General features: G+C 71.4%; 15 protein-coding genes and 3 pseudogenes. 11 read left to right on the forward strand and 7 right to left on the reverse strand.

What is annotated here, in order from left to right; all coding sequences use genetic code 11:
* The first annotated feature begins 8 nt into the window (after window positions 1-8).
* A complete protein-coding gene (locus AOQ53_RS29370) occupies window positions 9-1,211 on the forward strand; it encodes a M20 metallopeptidase family protein (protein WP_078945562.1) in 1,203 nt (400 codons plus the stop codon).
* Window positions 1,212-1,246: 35 nt separating this feature from the next.
* On the opposite strand, the gene AOQ53_RS29375 is transcribed toward AOQ53_RS29370, so the two are convergent.
* A complete protein-coding gene (locus AOQ53_RS29375; protein ID WP_236711857.1) occupies window positions 1,247-2,596 on the reverse strand; it encodes a helix-turn-helix transcriptional regulator in 1,350 nt (449 codons plus the stop codon).
* Window positions 2,597-2,625: 29 nt separating this feature from the next.
* Between AOQ53_RS29375 and AOQ53_RS41800 the strand changes: the two are divergent.
* Window positions 2,626-2,898: pseudogene (locus AOQ53_RS41800) on the forward strand (helix-turn-helix transcriptional regulator); the annotation flags it as partial.
* Window positions 2,899-2,931: 33 nt separating this feature from the next.
* Window positions 2,932-3,600 carry an HAD-IA family hydrolase gene (locus AOQ53_RS29380; RefSeq protein ID WP_059421838.1) on the forward strand — a complete coding sequence of 223 codons (669 nt, stop codon included), beginning with the start codon at window positions 2,932-2,934 and terminating at the stop codon, window positions 3,598-3,600.
* 69 nt (window positions 3,601-3,669) lie between these two features.
* On the opposite strand, the gene AOQ53_RS29385 is transcribed toward AOQ53_RS29380, so the two are convergent.
* On the reverse strand, window positions 3,670-4,329 hold the full coding sequence (locus AOQ53_RS29385; RefSeq protein ID WP_078945566.1) for a YoaK family protein: 660 nt from the start codon (window positions 4,327-4,329) through the stop codon (window positions 3,670-3,672).
* Between the two features lie 86 nt (window positions 4,330-4,415).
* On the opposite strand from AOQ53_RS29385, the gene AOQ53_RS29390 reads away from it, so the two are divergent.
* Together AOQ53_RS29390 and AOQ53_RS29395 are read left to right on the forward strand one after the other, a co-directional pair.
* Window positions 4,416-5,387 (forward strand): alpha/beta hydrolase, encoded by a 972-nt coding sequence (locus AOQ53_RS29390; RefSeq protein WP_059421857.1) that lies wholly within the window; start codon window positions 4,416-4,418, stop codon window positions 5,385-5,387.
* A gap of 20 nt (window positions 5,388-5,407) precedes the next feature.
* Window positions 5,408-6,130, forward strand: coding sequence for an alpha/beta fold hydrolase (locus AOQ53_RS29395; RefSeq protein ID WP_059421842.1), 723 nt, complete (start codon window positions 5,408-5,410; stop codon window positions 6,128-6,130).
* 304 nt (window positions 6,131-6,434) lie between these two features.
* Here the strand turns inward: AOQ53_RS29395 and AOQ53_RS29400 are convergent, their stop codons facing one another.
* The gene (locus AOQ53_RS29400) at window positions 6,435-7,346 is read right to left on the reverse strand and encodes an alpha/beta fold hydrolase (RefSeq protein ID WP_059421845.1); all 912 of its coding nucleotides are present in this window, start codon (window positions 7,344-7,346) and stop codon (window positions 6,435-6,437) included.
* 113 nt (window positions 7,347-7,459) lie between these two features.
* Here AOQ53_RS29400 and AOQ53_RS29405 point away from each other — a divergent pair, with 113 nt between their 5' ends.
* Together AOQ53_RS29405 and AOQ53_RS29410 are read left to right on the forward strand one after the other, a co-directional pair.
* On the forward strand, window positions 7,460-8,062 hold the full coding sequence (locus tag AOQ53_RS29405) for a TetR/AcrR family transcriptional regulator (protein ID WP_059421846.1): 603 nt from the start codon (window positions 7,460-7,462) through the stop codon (window positions 8,060-8,062).
* Window positions 8,063-8,178: 116 nt separating this feature from the next.
* Entirely contained in the window at window positions 8,179-8,715 is a 537-nt protein-coding gene (locus tag AOQ53_RS29410) for a hypothetical protein (protein ID WP_059421847.1), read from the forward strand.
* 12 nt (window positions 8,716-8,727) lie between these two features.
* On the opposite strand, the gene AOQ53_RS29415 is transcribed toward AOQ53_RS29410, so the two are convergent.
* Window positions 8,728-9,225 carry a DUF6193 family natural product biosynthesis protein gene (locus AOQ53_RS29415; RefSeq protein ID WP_236711858.1) on the reverse strand — a complete coding sequence of 166 codons (498 nt, stop codon included), beginning with the start codon at window positions 9,223-9,225 and terminating at the stop codon, window positions 8,728-8,730.
* 371 nt (window positions 9,226-9,596) lie between these two features.
* On the opposite strand from AOQ53_RS29415, the gene AOQ53_RS29420 reads away from it, so the two are divergent.
* Complete coding sequence (locus AOQ53_RS29420) at window positions 9,597-10,295, forward strand: TetR/AcrR family transcriptional regulator (RefSeq protein WP_059421848.1); 699 nt, start codon at window positions 9,597-9,599, stop codon at window positions 10,293-10,295.
* Between the two features lie 175 nt (window positions 10,296-10,470).
* On the opposite strand, the gene AOQ53_RS29425 is transcribed toward AOQ53_RS29420, so the two are convergent.
* Entirely contained in the window at window positions 10,471-10,917 is a 447-nt protein-coding gene (locus AOQ53_RS29425) for an SRPBCC family protein (protein WP_059421851.1), read from the reverse strand.
* Between the two features lie 200 nt (window positions 10,918-11,117).
* Here AOQ53_RS29425 and AOQ53_RS29430 point away from each other — a divergent pair, with 200 nt between their 5' ends.
* Window positions 11,118-11,690, forward strand: a complete 573-nt coding sequence (locus AOQ53_RS29430; RefSeq protein ID WP_059421853.1) for a DM13 domain-containing protein — start codon at window positions 11,118-11,120, stop codon at window positions 11,688-11,690.
* Between the two features lie 8 nt (window positions 11,691-11,698).
* Here the strand turns inward: AOQ53_RS29430 and AOQ53_RS29435 are convergent.
* Window positions 11,699-12,522: pseudogene (locus tag AOQ53_RS29435) on the reverse strand (LysR substrate-binding domain-containing protein).
* Window positions 12,523-12,783: 261 nt separating this feature from the next.
* Here AOQ53_RS29435 and AOQ53_RS48180 point away from each other — a divergent pair.
* Both AOQ53_RS48180 and AOQ53_RS47500 read left to right on the forward strand, forming a co-directional pair.
* Window positions 12,784-12,978, forward strand: a pseudogene (locus AOQ53_RS48180) (zinc-binding dehydrogenase); the annotation flags it as partial.
* Window positions 12,912-13,160 (forward strand): acyl carrier protein, encoded by a 249-nt coding sequence (locus AOQ53_RS47500; protein WP_408055201.1) that lies wholly within the window; start codon window positions 12,912-12,914, stop codon window positions 13,158-13,160. The pseudogene AOQ53_RS48180 and the gene AOQ53_RS47500, both read left to right, overlap by 67 nt.
* Window positions 13,161-13,201: 41 nt before the next feature.
* Here the strand turns inward: AOQ53_RS47500 and AOQ53_RS29445 are convergent, their stop codons facing one another.
* A complete protein-coding gene (locus tag AOQ53_RS29445; RefSeq protein ID WP_078945564.1) occupies window positions 13,202-15,016 on the reverse strand; it encodes an ABC transporter ATP-binding protein in 1,815 nt (604 codons plus the stop codon).
* Window positions 15,017-15,254 lie beyond the last annotated feature (238 nt).

Raw genomic sequence — 15,254 nt, forward strand, 5'->3', positions numbered from 1 at the left:
CGGTAACGGTGTGGGGTACTGCGGGGAAGGCCGTCGCGGGCGGGTGGAGGGGGCCGGTGGGGAACGGGGCGGTGGACGCCGAGGTCACGCGCCTGGAGGGCGGGTGGATCCAGCTGAGACGGGACATCCACCGGCACCCCGAGCTGCCGGGGGAGGAGCGTCGTACCGCGGGCGTGGTGGCCCGGGAGCTGCGGGCGGCCGGGCTGACCGTCACCACCGGGGTCGGCGGTCATGGTGTGGTCGGTGTCCTGCACGGCGCGCGTGCGGGCCGGACGGTCGCGTACCGGGCGGACATGGACGCGGTGCCGCCCAAGGACATCGTCGGAGGCGGCCAGGCCGCGGCCCACTTGTGCGGGCACGACATCCACACGACGGTGGCCCTGGGCGTCGCGAAGGTCCTGGCGCGGCTGCGGCGGCACCTGAGCGGCACGGCGGTGTTCCTCTTCCAGCCCGCCGAGGAAAGCCTCTCCGGAGCCCGGGCACTGATCGAGGCGGGCGTGCTGGAGCGCACCCGTGTCGAGGAGATCCACGCGCTGCACTGCGGGCCCTTCCCCGTCGGCCGGTTCGCTGTGACCGGCGGCTACGGCATGCCGGGCCAGGACAAGGCGGAGGTGACGCTTCAGGGCCCGGACGCGCCCGATGCCGCGCGGCGGCTGGCCGCCGAGATCGGCGCGCTCGCCACGGTGACTCCCCCGCAGACGCCCGCGGACATCGAGTGGATGGTCACCGACGCCCAGACGCCCGACGGGCCGTTCGCCCGCTTCGTCGCCCTCCGGGCCTCGGCGCGGGAGACCAAGGTAAGCGTGTCCTACCGCTGTTGGCCGCAGGAGCGGTACACGGAGGTACGCGAGGAGATCCGCCGGCTGGCCAAGCCGTACACGGGAGCGGCGGTGAGCTTTCCCGCCGAACCGTTCCCAGCCCTGGTCTGCCCGGAACCCGACGCCCGCGCGCTCGCCCGCCACCTGCGCCGCAGGCTGGGCCGTGACTCGGTCGCCACGCTCCATTCCGCGTTCCCGCCCTTCAGCGGCGAGGACTACGCCCTGTACCTGGAGCGCGTCCCCGGCACGTATACCTTCCTCGGCGTCCGCGCCCCCGGCGCCCCGATCACCACCAGCTACCCGCACTTCCCCGACTTCGCCCCGGACGAGCGGTCCATCGGCATCGGCGTACGGGCGATGGCCGGGTGGATCGCGGAGCGGACCCACCGTTAGACATCCCTCGCGAGGCGCGGCGGCGGCACTCCGGATCAGTCCGGCCGAGGCAGGTCGCCGAGGGCGTTCCGCAGTTGGGCGCGGCCGGTGACGCCGAGCTTGGGGAAGATCTTGTGCAGGTGGAAGCCGATGGTGCGCGGAGACAGGTAGAGCCGGGCGCCGATGTCCCGGTTGGTCAGGCCCTCGGCCGCCAGTCGGGCGATCTGAAGCTCCTGCGGCGTCAGGCCGGACACGGCTTCCGGCGCCGCGGCGGGCACCACCGCCACGCCAGCCGCGCGGAGTTCGGCGGCGGTGCGCTCGACCCAGGGCCGGGCGTCCAGCCGTTCGAAGATCTCCAGGGCGGTGCCGAGTACAGGCCGCGCCTCGACGGACCGCCGACGGCGCCGCAGCCATTCACCGAAGTTCAGGTGCGCGAGAGCGTGCTCGAACGGCCAGCGGGCGGTGACCGGGTCCGTCGCCACGCGGAAGTGGGCCTCCGCCTCCTCGGGATCGCCCAGCAGGGCCGAGGCACGGTGCACGACCGCGTCCAGGCGGGCGGAGCGGGATGCGCCCATGGCCCGTTCGGCGGCGTGCAGCACGACGCGGGCGTCGGCCGCCTGCCCGGCGCGGACGGCGGCCGCGGCGAGATCGGAGAGGCAGTACAGGGAGACGTGGTAGTGCACGGGTTCCGGGTGGAAGTCGCGGGTGAAGGCCTGGCGGAGCTGCTCGTACGCCGACTGGTGATCGCCCTCCGCGAGGAACGCCGTCCCGCGTGCCCGACGATAACGCACGTACAGGCTGCGGGACTTGCGCAGACCGAGTCCCCGCACCGCGCCGCTCGCCCGTGCGTGCGCCGCCGCATGGTCCCCCTGCGCGGCGCGTAGCGTGGCCTGGAGGAGCCGCGCTCCCACGGTGACGTTGTCCGCTCCCGCCTCGGTCGCCATCCAGAAGGCGTCCTCGGCGGCGGACTGGGCCGCGGTCCAGGCACCGCTGTCGAACAGGGCCAGGGCGAGCGCCTGCGCGAGGGTCGCGTTGGTTCCGGCCGTCGCCGTCCGGCGCAGATGATCCATGGCCCGGCCGTACAGCCGCACGGCCTGGTCGGTCGCGTCCAGGACCATGGCGGCGGCACCGAGCAGGACGAGGGCGGACAGCGAGCCGTCCCGCAGGGCGTCCACGGAGCGGGCCAGCCTCTCCAGAGCCTGCTCCCGCGCGGCGAAAGGATCACTGACCGCCGCCACCCAGAGGCGGTCGCTTCCGTCCTCGTCCGGCTGCGGCGCGATGAGGGCGTCGATCCGCTGGAGTTCGGCCCGGTAGAAGGGGTCACCGGAGTTGTACGCCGGAGTGGCGGCCGTTCCCAGCGCGTCCAGGGCGAGGGCGGGAGCCTGCGTGGCCATGGCCTCGGCCACGTGCAGCAGGAACGCCAGGGAGTCGTCGTGCCGTCCGCTATCTGCACAAGCTCTTCCAGGACGACGGCACCACAGTGGGCCAGTGGGTGCGGCAGCGCAGGCTGGACTCGTGCAGGCAGGAGCTCGGCCGGACGTCGAATCGCAGAACGACCGTGGCCGCCGTGGCACACCGCTGGGGCTTCAGCAGCCCTTCGCACTTCAGCCGCACGTTCCGGGACGCCTACGGTATGTCCCCCAGCGAATGGCAGGCGTTGGCGGCGTCGGGTGCCGGCTCGCCGATCACCGACGCGCGGTGCCCGTGAACGGCCTTCAGCGGCTTCTGGCATGATCACGGCGTGACCAGTGAGCCCGCGCAGCCCGGCCCCAGGAAGTGCGTCCTCTTCGATGTCGACGGCACGTTGATCGACGCCGTGGACAACCAGCGCCGGGTCTGGGCGCGTTGGGCGGGGCGATACGGGCTCGACGCGGCTGAGGTCTATCGGGTGGCCTTGCGGACGCGGCCGGTGGAGACCTTCGCCAGCGTGGCTCCGGACCAGGATCCAAGGGAGTGCCTGGCTGCGCTGCACGAGCTGGAGGACGAGGACGTCCGGTCCGGCGTCTATGCGGCCTTCGACGGCGCGTCGCAGTTGCTGGGCAACCTGCCGTCGGGGGCGTGGGCGCTCGTGACCTCCAACTACGAGCACCGAGTGCGCGGGCGATTTGCTCGGACGGGTCTGCCGCTCCCGCGCGTCATCGTGGACGCCGCCGCGGTGGAAGAAGGAAAGCCCTCGCCCGTGCCCTACCTGTCGGCCGCCGAGCAACTCGGTGTCCGGCCCGAGGACTGCCTGGTCATCGAGGACGCACCGTCCGGCGTCGAAGCAGGGCTGCGGGCCGGCATGACGGTATGGGGAGTCAACGCCGCGGCTGCGGTGGCCGGCGTGCACCGCCATTTCGCGAGCCTGCGTGAAGCGGTCCCCGACATCCTCGCCTTCGCCGGGCTGGAGGGATCAGCCGCAGTGAGGTGATCACGCTGTGGCCGGCGTGATCACGGCGTCGGGAACTGCCGGTGGTCCACCGGTGGACCGGCGGAACGCTCACGGCCGGGGGCGGATCCAGGGGGCATCGGAGGCTGAGATCCGGTGCGCGGTCACGGCGGTGATCGCGAGCAGCAGCAGCGTCAGGCCCAGCGCGAAAGAGAGGCGGCCGTGCAGGATGATCCCGGCGCCGGCGAGGGCGCCGAGGAACATGGCGAGCACGGAGAGGATCCGGCGCCCGGGGCGCGGCGCTTCACCGCCCGCCCGGGTGGAGTCGGCGGCCAGCCCTGTCAGCGTCAGGGTCAGGACGGTCGTGGTGAGGTCCGGCACGCCGAGCCGGCGGGCGACCGCGTTCTGCACACCCATGGCGAGCCCCAGGCACACGATCAGGGTGTGGCGCACGCCGGTGGTGACCCGGTCGTCCGCCGCGACGGCGCCCCCCACGGACACCGCGACCAGGGCCGTTTGCACCACCGTCGCGGCGCGCAGCAGACGGCCGCGGTGCGCGGCGAACCGCGTGCCGAGCCCGCCCCCGGCGAACGCGCCGACGAGGAACGCGGCCATCGACACCACGGACGCGAGCGCGGACAGGCCCTCGGCGCCGGCCAGAGCGAACCCGAGGAAGACCACATTGCCGGTCATGTTGGCGACGAAGACATGCCCGAGCGCCAGGTAGCTGACCGCGTCGACCATGCCGGTGGCCACCGTCAGGGCCAGCATCAGGGGAGGCAGCGGACCGTCCCGTTCGTCGTGACGCGGCACCAGGGTGCGGGCCGCGTCACTCAGGGATTCACCAGGAGATGACCATGTCCGATCCCGTCGAGCCGGTTCAGCCGGTGCTGGAACCCGCGGCAGCCGCCTTCGCCGAGGCCACCGCCCATCCCCCCTATCTGTTCGACCTGCCTCCGGCGGAGGGGCGCAAGGCCGTCGACGAGGTGCAGTCCGGAGAGGTCGCCAAACCCGCGGTCGACGAGGAGTGGATCACTGTGCCCGGCGGGCCGACGGGCAGCGTCCGCGCACGGATCGTCAAGCCCGCCGGAGCCGACGGCACCCTCCCGGTGATCCTCTACATCCACGGCGCGGGCTGGGTGTTCGGCAACGCCCACACCCATGACCGCCTGGTCCGCGAACTGGCCGACGGCGCAGGTGCCGCTGTGGTGTTCCCCGAGTACGACCTGTCACCCGAGGCCCGTTACCCGGTCGCCATCGAGCAGAACTACGCCGTGGCGCGGTGGATCGTGGAACACGGCGTGACGAAGGGACTGGACGCCGCCCGTATCGCGGTCGCCGGTGACTCCGTCGGCGGCAACATGTCCGCCGCGCTGACGCTGATGGCCAAGGAGCGCGGCGACGTCCCCCTGGTGCAGCAGGTGCTGTTCTACCCGGTCACCGACGCGAACTTCGACACCGGCTCCTACCACCAGTTCGCCACCGGCTACTTCCTGCGCCGCGACGGCATGCAGTGGTTCTGGGACCAGTACACGACCGACGAGGCCGAGCGGGCCCGGATCACCGCCTCCCCGCTGCGCGCCACCACCGAGCAACTCGCGGATCTGCCCCCGGCCCTGGTCATCACCGCCGAGGCCGACGTGCTGCGCGACGAGGGGGAGGCGTATGCGGGCAAGCTCCGTCAGGCCGGCGTCCCGGTCACCGCCGTGCGCTTCCAGGGCATCATCCACGACTTCGTGATGCTCGACGCCCTGCGCGGCACCCACGCCGCCGAGGCCGCCATCGCGATGGCCGTCAGCACTCTGCGCGCCGCCCTGCACACCGCCTGACAACGAGGAGAGACGCCACCATGACCGCCTCCACCACCCCCAGCGTCGTCCTCGTCCACGGCGCCTTCGCCGACGCGGCCAGCTGGATCGGGGTCATCGCCGAACTGCAGGACCACGGCATCCCCGTGATCGCGCCGCCCAACCCGCTGCGCGGGCTCGCCGCCGACGCCGCGTACGTCGCCTCCGTGACCGCCCAGATCGACGGCCCCGTCATCCTGGTCGGGCACTCCTACGGCGGTGCGCTCATCACCGTGGCCGGCACCGCCGAGAACGTCGTCGGACTGGTCTACGTCACCGCCTACGTCCTCGAAGAGGGCGAAAGCCTCGGCGAGTTGCAGGGCCGCTTCCCCGCCTCCCCGCTGGTGAGCAACCTTAAGCAGTGGACGTACCCCGCCGAGGGCGGTGACCCCGCGACCGAGGTCGCCATCACCGCCGACGCCTTCCCGTCGGTCTTCGCCGCCGACGTGGGCGCCGACGTCACCCAGGTGCTTGCCGTCTCCCAACGGCCGCTGGCCGCCGCCGCGTTCGAGGAGAAGGCGACGGCGGCCGCGTGGAAGACCAAGCCGTCCTGGGCCCTGGTGGCCGGAGCGGACCAGGCGATCAACCCCGACGTCGAGCGGTTCGGCGCCGAGCGCGCCGGGGCGACCGTCGTGGAGATAGAGGGAGCGTCGCACGCGGTCGCCGTCTCCCGGCCGAAGGACGTCGCCGGCCTGATCCGCGACGCGGTGCGGGCGACGAGCTGACCCGGGGCCACACCGGCCGTGCGGACCGAGTCGCCTCGTCCGCGCGGTCGGGGTGTCGCTCGGCGAAGCGCGCGCTCTCCGCCTGGTACGCCGACATTTCGTTGCCGGTGTCCCATCCCCGGTCCCCGATTCGCTTCCGGTCGGCGTATTGATGCGTCCTTCCGCCGGTGTTCGGCTCCCGACGCCCCCGCTCTGACCTGCCGGGCGGACGTACGAGTTGCCCGTCCGGGGGCAGCGCCGGCGCCCACAGGCAGCGTCCGCTCTGGGCCGGTACCTGTCCTGGCCCGGTCGGCGCGGCCGGTTGTCAGTCCACGGAGGCCATGAAGCTCAGCATCCTGCGGTTGATCTCCGCCGCGTGGTCGATCTGCGGCCCGTGGCCCGTGTCGGAGATGATCTCGGCTCGGGCACCGGGGACCAGGCGTGGCACACGCTCCGCCTGCCGCTGCGGGTGCACGAGGAGGCTTCGCTTGCCGAGCACCAGATAGAGCGGGGTCCGGATGGTGGACAGTTCCTCCTCGGACAGGGGCAGCGGCGCCGGTCGGCGTATGCGGTAGGCGCGAACGGCCGTTCTGATCATCGTGCGCAGTTCCGGCATGACGAGGACCGGCTGTTCCAGCCAGGCCGCCAGCCGCGGGCGGAGCGCCTTGGGTGCGAAGGTCGCGAAAAAGCCGGCGAAGATCCAGACGAAGAAGCGCAGCCCCACTTTCTCCAGGCCGCCGGGGTCGAGCAGCGTGACCGAGGCGAGGCGGCCGGGCCTGCGATGTGCCTGGTTCAGGGCGAGCCATCCGCCGTAGGAGGTGCCGACGAGGTGGACGCGGCCGAGGCCGAGTCCGGCGAGTGTCTCGTCCAGCCACTGTGCGGCGCGTTCGGGGTCGTGGATCGGCTCGCGCTGCACGCTGCGGCCGGGGTCCCCCGGGGTGTCGATCGCGTAGACCGGGCGGTCCGCGCTGAGGGCGGGGGAGTTGGGGTACCACATGGCGGAGCAGGAGCCGGCCCCGTGCACCAGGACGACGGGGGTGCGGGACCGGGCCGCCTCGCTCGCGGGGCCGTAGCGGTAGACGTGCGTGGTGGCGAACGACGTCTCCACGTCCTCTTCCGCCAGCGCGGCCGCTCCCAGCGCGTAGACCGCATCGCAGGCCGTGAAGTAGCGCTCCCGCCAGGCGTCGCTCACGTAGCGGCCGACATCGGCCTGGGGACGGGCAGCGGTCTCGGGCATGGCCACCTCCGGCGTCTCGGTTTTGTGATACGAACGTACCACGATGTTGGTACAGTCGTATCATCAAAGCCGCCATGGAGCCACAGCAGGAACGACGAGCGGAGAACCGGCCGATGCCCAAGCGCGTGGACCACGCAGAACGGCGCACCGAGATCGCGGAGGCGCTCGTCCGGGTCGCCGGCCGGCGCGGACTGCATGCCGTGGGGATGCGCGATGTGGCGGCGGAGGCGGGCGTATCACTGCGGCTGGTGCAGTACTACTTCCAGACCAAGGAGAAGTTGCTGCTCTTCGGGCTCGAGCATCTGGCGGAGAGGTTCGGGGAGCGGGTCTCCGCCCGGGTGCGGGCCGCCGGGGACAGTCCCGGTCCGCGCGCGATGGTCGAGGCGCTGCTGATGGCGGCGCTGCCGACGGACGACGAGAGCCGCACCTTCCACCACCTGTACACGTCCTACGCCATCCTCTCCGTGAACGACCGGGCACTGGCGGCCCAGCCCTTCATCAAGAACCCTGACGCCGCCGAAGACGCCCTGACCGGACTGCTCCGGCAGGCGCAGGAGGCGGATCTGCTCGAGCCCGGTGTGGACGCACGGCTGGAGGCAGCCGGCCTGCTCGCCATGTCCGCGGGACTCGGCACCGGCATCCTCGTCGGCCAGCGCACCCCGGAGTCCGCCACCGCGGTCCTGGACCACCACCTGAACCGCGTCTTCCGTAGATGACAGGCCTCTGATACGGCCACCGCAGCCCCGCATCGGGGTTCCTCGGACCCTCCCGTCATGGGCGGGCTACTGTACGAACACGCCATGTTGCCGCCGGTCAGCCGAGGAGGAACCCTGTGTCATCCCCCTGCGACCCCCAGCGCGCTCCCGCCGGCGATGTGGGCGCAGCACTCATGATGATCGACTCTCGGCTCAAGGCCATCTACGACGGCAGATCCGGGACCGACGCCGAACAACAAGCGCTGACCGACCAGTTCGCCGTGTCCTTGGGGCCCCGCGGGGTCGATGACTTGCTGGACGGCGCGTGCACGCTCATCTACATGTTCATGCAGTGGCTGCGGATGGCCTACGAGGACCACGACAAGGACGTCATCGAGTACGTGGTGCCCAACCTCGTGGCCACGATGCGCATGATGCCCAAGAGCGTCCGTCCCGAAGCCATCCCCACCATGGCGGGCCTGCTCGTCGCTGCCGGCACCGGCCTGAGCCCGAGCCTGTGGCGCAAGCAGTACGGAGACTGGACCATGGACGAGATGAATCCCCTGGAAGCCACCGCCTTCCTGCTTGCGGAGCACATCAACCGCCTCACCGACGACCGCGACTTCGCCACCCGCATGATCACCGAAGCCCTGACCAGGGCGGACGAAGGCTGACTGCGGGCGGGGTCATCCGCCGAGCGCCGTCGGGCCGAGGCCGGCAGGCAGCCGGCGCACGGCCAGCGCCACGGCCTCGTGCGCTGTGCTGAAGAGGCCGAGGTCCGGAGTGACGAAGCCCCTGCCCACTTCGTACATGCCGTCGCTGCCCGCGGTCAGGCACGGCCCGACGGCGGTCAGGCGCGGCCGGGTGGTGGTCGAGAAGCGCAGTGCCCAGTGGCTCGTGAACGGGTACAGGGCGCGCAGCGCCGGCTCGGAGTGCGCCGCCTCGATCAGGGCTTGGTAGGTCTCCTGCCAGGCGTACTCCAGTTCACCCGCCTCCTGACGCATGCCCTGCCACTCGGATTCCGTCAGGCCCGCGGGATCGTGGTCGGGCACCTCGAACCGGCCGGTCAGGTGCACGAAAGGTGCCGCCCGGCGGATGTCTCGCAGGGTCGATCCGTGGTGCCATGCCCGGGCGGCCCTGGCAACCTCCGCCAGGTCGTCCGTCCTGCCGTCGATGAGGGGCATGTCCTGGAACGATTCCGTTCCCCATATCGACCACCGTCGTTCGTGCGGCCATGCGCTGATCCGCAGCGGCTCACGGTGCGGCAGGGTGCTCGGGACCGTCGCATGGAGCAGCGGAGCGGAATCCGGAGACCTCGCGGGGACAGCGCCGAAGCAGCCTTCCGCCTCCGCCCGGAGTGCTGTGGCGAGGCTGCCGCAGGCTGCGACGTCGGGGTACACAGCGGCGGGATCAGGAGGCGTGGGCACGGCCACTGATCGTGCCCGACCCGCTGTGACTCGGCCCTGTTGGCCCTTCAGAAACAGCCCTCTCCGGTTCGCGGCGGCAGGCGCAGTACTGGAATCGGATAGGCCAATCCGGTTGCTAGGGTGGCTGCATGACCCCTGGCGCCCAGAACCCCGACGGTCCCGCCGCTCAGCCACTGCGCAGTGATGCCGAGCGCAACCGGGAGCGGATCATCGCCGCCGCGCGGACGGTGTTCGCGCGGGACGGTCTGAGCGCCTCCATGGCGTCCGTGGCCCGTGAGGCGGGGGTGGGTATCGCCACCATGTTCCGCCGCTTCCCGACGAAGGAGGAACTGGTCGACGCAGTCTTCTCCGACCGTATGGGCGCCTACGCCGACGCGGTCGCGACCGCTCTGGACGACCCGGACCCCTGGCACGGTTTCGTCGGCTACATCGAGGCCGCGTGCGCGATGCAGGCCGCCGACAGTGGCTTCGCGGACGTCCTGACCATGACCTTCCCCACCGCCAAGGTCCTGGAGCAGCGCCGCAACGAGGCGTACGAGGCCATGGTGCGGCTGATCGACCGCGCCAAGGCCACCGGCCGGCTGCGTGAGGACTTCGACCCTTCGGATCTGGTGCTGATCCACATGGCCAACGCCGGTGTCGTCAACGCCACCGGCGACGCCGCCCCCGACGCCTGGCGACGCGTCGTCGCCCTGCTGATCCAGTCGCTGGAAGCCCCGGCCCGCGGCTCCCTGCCCGACCCGCCCGGGCACGATGCCCTCTGCAAGGCGATGCTCCGCGCCGGCCAGGCAGGCCCCACCGCACCGGCGCCGGGCAAGGGCAACTGACCTCGGGGCGAAGTGTGCCAGTGGCAGCGGGGCGGCACTTGGCGGTGGGGCCCGCTGCCCGGACGCGGAAAAGGGGGACCCGCAAGGGAGTTGCCCTGGCGGATCGGCCGAGGGCATGCCGCAGCTCACCTGACCACAGACGGGACCACCCGGGTATACGCCGTGACGTATACCGCTACCGTCCGATGAGCCGCTGTTCGAGGTCGCGCAGGTCCTTGCGGATGGAGGTGCGGACCTGACGGGCGAGCAGCGGCGCGGCCAGCCGGTAGAAGCCGCCTTCGCCGCCCCGGACGCGAATGCGGGCGAGTGTGCCACGTGTGTCCGGCTCGAAGGCGTACGTGACATGCATGGGCATCGGGCCGGCCACGGAGATCATCTCCAGCAGGCGAGGCGGTTCGTACGCGGCCACACGCAGGACGTAGTCGATGCGTCGGCCGAGGAAGTATGCCGTCCGGGTGATCTCGGCGTTCACACCGAAGCCGCCTTCATCCGCCTCCCGGGTCAACTCCGCGGTGCGGATGCCCTGGGTCCACTCGGCGTCATGGCTCCAGTCCATGGCGTACCCGGCCACACGCTCGGGCGGGAGCGGGATCACGCGCTCCGCGGACACGTCGATCGTCATGGCGCCGCTTCCCTGTCCTCGGCCGGCCCGGATACGGGGTCGGCTGCTGAGGCTCAGGATCCTCGATGCCCGAAGCGAGTGCACGACGAGCTGTCGAGGGCGACCGACGTAAGGATTCCGTCATCAGCTGCGGGGTGTGGGCGGCCGCGCGGTGGCGTTGAATCGGGAGGGTTGCAGGAACTGACAGGAGGCGAGCGGGGATGGGGCGCGTGCGCAAGGTGTTGACCGGGCCGTTGGTCATCGCGGTGCTGGTGGTGGCGGTCGGCGGAGTCGGATTCGGGCTGTACTGGTTCCAGCCCTGGAAGCTGTGGCAGGACGAGACCGTTCAGGAGGCCCTGCCCGGGGTCGCGGAGACATCCGCCCCTCCCGCCGCGGCACCCTCCGAGCCACCCTCCGAGTCGCCTTCCCCGGCCACCGGTCCGCGGACACTGGCGAGCGGTGAGCTGATCAGCCACGAGCACGCGACCTCGGGCACGGTGAAGCTCGTACGGCTGGCCGACGGTTCTCATGTCGTCCGGCTGGAGAACCTGAACACCAGCAACGGACCGGACCTGCGCGTCTGGCTGACCGACGCGCCGGTGAAACCGGGGAAGGCGGGCTGGCACGTCTTCGACGACGGCAAGTACGTCAGCCTCGGCAAGCTCAAAGGCAACAAGGGAAGCCAGAACTACGTCCTCCCCGGTGACGCGGACCTGTCGAGCTTCAGCAGCGTGAGCATCTGGTGCGACCGTTTCGACGTGTCGTTCGGCGCCGCGGAGCTGGCCCGGGTCTGACAGCCGGCTCATCCCGTGCCGTACAGCGTCGTGAGCAGTTCGATCGCGGCCTGGGTGGAGGGATGCGGTTCGTCCCGCCACCAGGCGAGGCGAACCGCGATCGGCTCGGCGTCGCGCACCGGTCGGTGGACGATGCCGGGACGCGGGTACTGGTGTGCCGTCGACTCGGCCGTCATACCCGCACAGCGGCCGATGGAGATGGCGGTCAGCCAGTCGTCGACGTCGTGGATGTCCTTGGTCGCCGGGCGGGAGTCCGGGGGCCACAGCTGTGTCGTGGTGGTGCCGGTCCTCCGGTCGATCAGCAGCGTACGCCCGCCGATGTCAGCGAGTCTCACGGAGCGGCGCCGCGCCAAGGGGTCGTCGGACGCCATGGCACACAGTCGCCTTTCCAGCCCCACGATGGCGGAGTCGAAACGGCGGTCGTCCAGCGCCCTGCGCACCACGGCCAGGTCACATGCCCCCTCCGCCAGCCCGGCGGTGGCGGAGTTTACGCGGACGAACCGTAGCTCCGTCGCGGTGTGCGTCTCGGCCCAGCGGCGCTGAAAGCCAGCGTGTGGCGGCCTACAGCCGACCAGGCGTAACCGATGCGCAGACAGGCATGACCTGAGGTGGCCTCCCGGACCAGATCGTCCACCTCGGCGAGCACACGGCGGGCATGTCCCAACACGCGCAGCCCCGTCCCGGTCGGGCTCACCTCACGGGAGGTCCGCCGCAACAGCCTTGCATCGAGGGCAGGGCCTTCGACAGCAGCTCGACGAGACGTGGGCGCAACGGAGCGCCGAAGGACAGCACGCGGCGGACCGAGGGCAGCGTCAGGCCGTGGCGGGCGCAGTGGCCGGCGATCAGGCCGAGGACCGCCGGTGAACCTAAGACGATGCCGGCCCCGTGACGCAGCAGGGGACCGACGAGGTGCCGCGGGGGCGTGCGGGCCGGGGCCAGGTGGTCGACCTGCGGGGCGACGGTCGTGAGGCCGAGCACGCCGCCGGGCGAAGTACGGCGTCCAAGGCGGTGCGCTGTCCGGCCAGGGTGCTGTAGTGGTACTCGACGCCCTTGGGCTGTCCGGTGGAGCCGGAGGTGAAGGCGATCATCGCCAGTCCTCGTGCACGGCGGGGCCGGTGCCGTGGGCCTGGCCGCACTGCAATGCGCCCGGGCCCGGGGCGCCCGCGTCATCGCCACCGCCGGCACCGAGACCAAACGGGCCATGCTGCGCAGCCTCGGCGCCTGGCACGTACTGGACTCACGCAGCCTGGGCTTCGTCCCACGGGTCCGGGAACTCACCGAGGGCCGACCGACTTCGGCCTCGACTCGCTGCTGAGCACCGAGTTCATGGTGCGCGCCGGCGAGCACTTCGACGTCCGCCTGGCGGCCACCGAGCTGATGGGCGGCGACCGCACCCTGACCCACTTCGCGCAACTGGTGCACAGCAGGCTGGACCTCACCCAGTACCGGTCCGGCGACGGCGCGGTGTGAGGCCGTCTCCTCAAGGGGCGAGGAGACGGCCCGCCCCGTGTTCAGAGCACCTCGGCCTGCCCCGCGGTGTCGTCGAGAAACCCGCCCGACTGGTGCTGCCACAGCTTCGCGTAAGCGCCGTCGATCGTGAGCAACTCCTGGTGCGTGCCCTGTTCGACGATCCGTCCGCGGTCGAGGACGACGAGCTGGTCCATGGTGGCGACCGTGCTCAGCCGGTGCGCCACCACCAGCGCGGTCCGCCCGTCCATGAGCCGCCACAGCGCCTCCTGCACGAGGAGTTCGCTCTCCGAGTCCAGGGCGCTGGTCGCCTCGTCGAGCAGCAGGATCGGCGCGTCGCGCAGGATCGCCCGGGCGAGAGCGACGCGCTGGCGCTGACCGCCGGACAGTTTGATGCCGCGCTCACCCACCATGGTGTCGAAGCCGTCCGGCAGCACGTCGGCGAACTCCGTGACATGGGCCGCCTCGGCCGCGCGGCGGATCTCGGCCTCGGTGGCGTCCGGCCGGGCGAACGCGATGTTGTCCCGCAGGGTGCGGTGGAACATCGCCGGGTCCTGCGGCACGTAGGCGATCCGGCTGCGCAGGTCGGCCTGGCGCAGCCGGCTGATGTCCTGGCCCCCGATGAGGATGCGGCCGCCGTCGATGTCCGTCATCCGTAACAGCAGCCGGGTGAGGGAGGTCTTGCCGCCGCCGGACCGGCCGACCAGGCCGATCCGCGCCCCGCTCGGCACGTACAGGTCCAGACCCTCGAACAGCGGCTTGCCGCCCCGGTGCGCGAAGGTCACCTTCTCGAAGCGGATGTCGGCGGCCCGGGGTCGCAGCGGCTCCGGGGACGGCGGGTCGAGCACGGTGGGAGGTGTCAGGAGCAGCTCGGTGAACTGCGCTGCCTCTGTCATCGAGCTCTCCAGCCGGCGGTAGATCTGGTTGAACTCGAACATGATCCGTGTCGCGTTGCCGTAGTAGGTGAAGGCGACCACGATCGCCTCCACGCCGTGCCCGCCCCCGGCGAGCGTGACCGCGAGCAGCAGGCCCACCGCGTTGGTCAGCACGAACAGCGGCGCGACCAGCGTGTCGATGCGGAGGTTGCCGTAGTCCCACGACCGCAGCGTGAGCCGGCGCGAGGTGGCGACCCGGGAGCGGTGTTCGGCGGCCTCACGCTCCTCCGCGGCGAACGCCCGCACCGTGTCCATGTTCATCAGACTGTCGGCGACGTGCCCCGACACCCGGGCGATCGCCTCCTCACGCAGGTCGACCAGCGCCTGGCGGCGCCGGATGAGAGGCACGACCAACACCCCGGTCAGCGCGATCATCACCAGCAGTCCGACCACGAGCAGGGGTTCGTAGCGCCACAGCACCACCGCCCCGAAGACCAGCGGCACGAAGCTGCCCACGATCTGGAACGTCAGCGTGTCCACGAACTGCTCGAAACGCGAGGCGAAGCTCAGGACGCGCTTGGTCAGCGAACCGGCGAAGTTGTCGTGGAAGAACGCGGCGTCCTTGGCGAACAGCTCGTCCATCCCGATCACGTACAGGTGCTCGATGCCGAGGGCCTCGAGGCGGTTGAGGCAGTGCACGGCGACGCGCCACAGTGCCTCCGCGAGCAGCAGCACCCCGGCGAAGCCGAGGACGTACGGCAGTGTCGAGTCGACCGTGACATCCCGGTCGTCGGCGATGTCGCCGACGAGCTTGGCGACGATCAGCGGCGCGATGTAGTTGATTCCGATGTTGCCCAGCGCCATGAGCAGCATCGCGGGTGCCGTCAGCCGGCGGAGCCGGGCCAACTCCCGTCCGTAGTAACGAAGTGCGAGAAGTACCGAGCGCTTGCCCGGCTGAACCCTGCGCGATTCAGGCGTTTCCATCCCACCCCTGTGTCGTTCTGTGGCCGCCCGGCACGCGCTGGTGCGGGCAGGGGCCATCGCCGAAACGGATGTGTGGAGATTCGGGTCGAGTCCGGAAGTGTCCCGCGATGGCGACCACGGAGTCCAAGCGTTTTCCGGCCGGGCGGTGGTGCGCAGGGAGCGCCAAGGGGCACGGTCGGCGGACTCGGGGCGGGACGGTGGTGCGGAGCCGGCCGGGCGGTTCAGGGCGGTCTGGACC

Origin of the sequence: Streptomyces azureus, from assembly GCF_001270025.1 — a bacterium.
Lineage (GTDB): Bacteria > Actinomycetota > Actinomycetes > Streptomycetales > Streptomycetaceae > Streptomyces > Streptomyces azureus.

Bases quoted from the DNA above. Each gene is read 5' to 3' on its own strand.
- AOQ53_RS29400 (WP_059421845.1), bottom strand. From the start codon at position 7,346: ATGCCCGAGACCGCTGCCCGTCCCCAGGCCGATGTCGGCCGCTACGTG.
- AOQ53_RS29430 (WP_059421853.1), top strand. From the start codon at position 11,118: ATGGGGCGCGTGCGCAAGGTGTTGACCGGGCCGTTGGTCATCGCGGTG.
- AOQ53_RS29405 (WP_059421846.1), top strand. From the start codon at position 7,460: ATGCCCAAGCGCGTGGACCACGCAGAACGGCGCACCGAGATCGCGGAG.
- AOQ53_RS29385 (WP_078945566.1), bottom strand. From the start codon at position 4,329: ATGCTGGCCCTGACGGTGGCCACCGGCATGGTCGACGCGGTCAGCTAC.
- AOQ53_RS29420 (WP_059421848.1), top strand. From the start codon at position 9,597: ATGACCCCTGGCGCCCAGAACCCCGACGGTCCCGCCGCTCAGCCACTG.
- AOQ53_RS29445 (WP_078945564.1), bottom strand. From the start codon at position 15,016: ATGGAAACGCCTGAATCGCGCAGGGTTCAGCCGGGCAAGCGCTCGGTA.
- AOQ53_RS29425 (WP_059421851.1), bottom strand. From the start codon at position 10,917: ATGACGATCGACGTGTCCGCGGAGCGCGTGATCCCGCTCCCGCCCGAG.
- AOQ53_RS29415 (WP_236711858.1), bottom strand. From the start codon at position 9,225: ATGCCCCTCATCGACGGCAGGACGGACGACCTGGCGGAGGTTGCCAGG.
- AOQ53_RS29395 (WP_059421842.1), top strand. From the start codon at position 5,408: ATGACCGCCTCCACCACCCCCAGCGTCGTCCTCGTCCACGGCGCCTTC.
- AOQ53_RS29390 (WP_059421857.1), top strand. From the start codon at position 4,416: ATGTCCGATCCCGTCGAGCCGGTTCAGCCGGTGCTGGAACCCGCGGCA.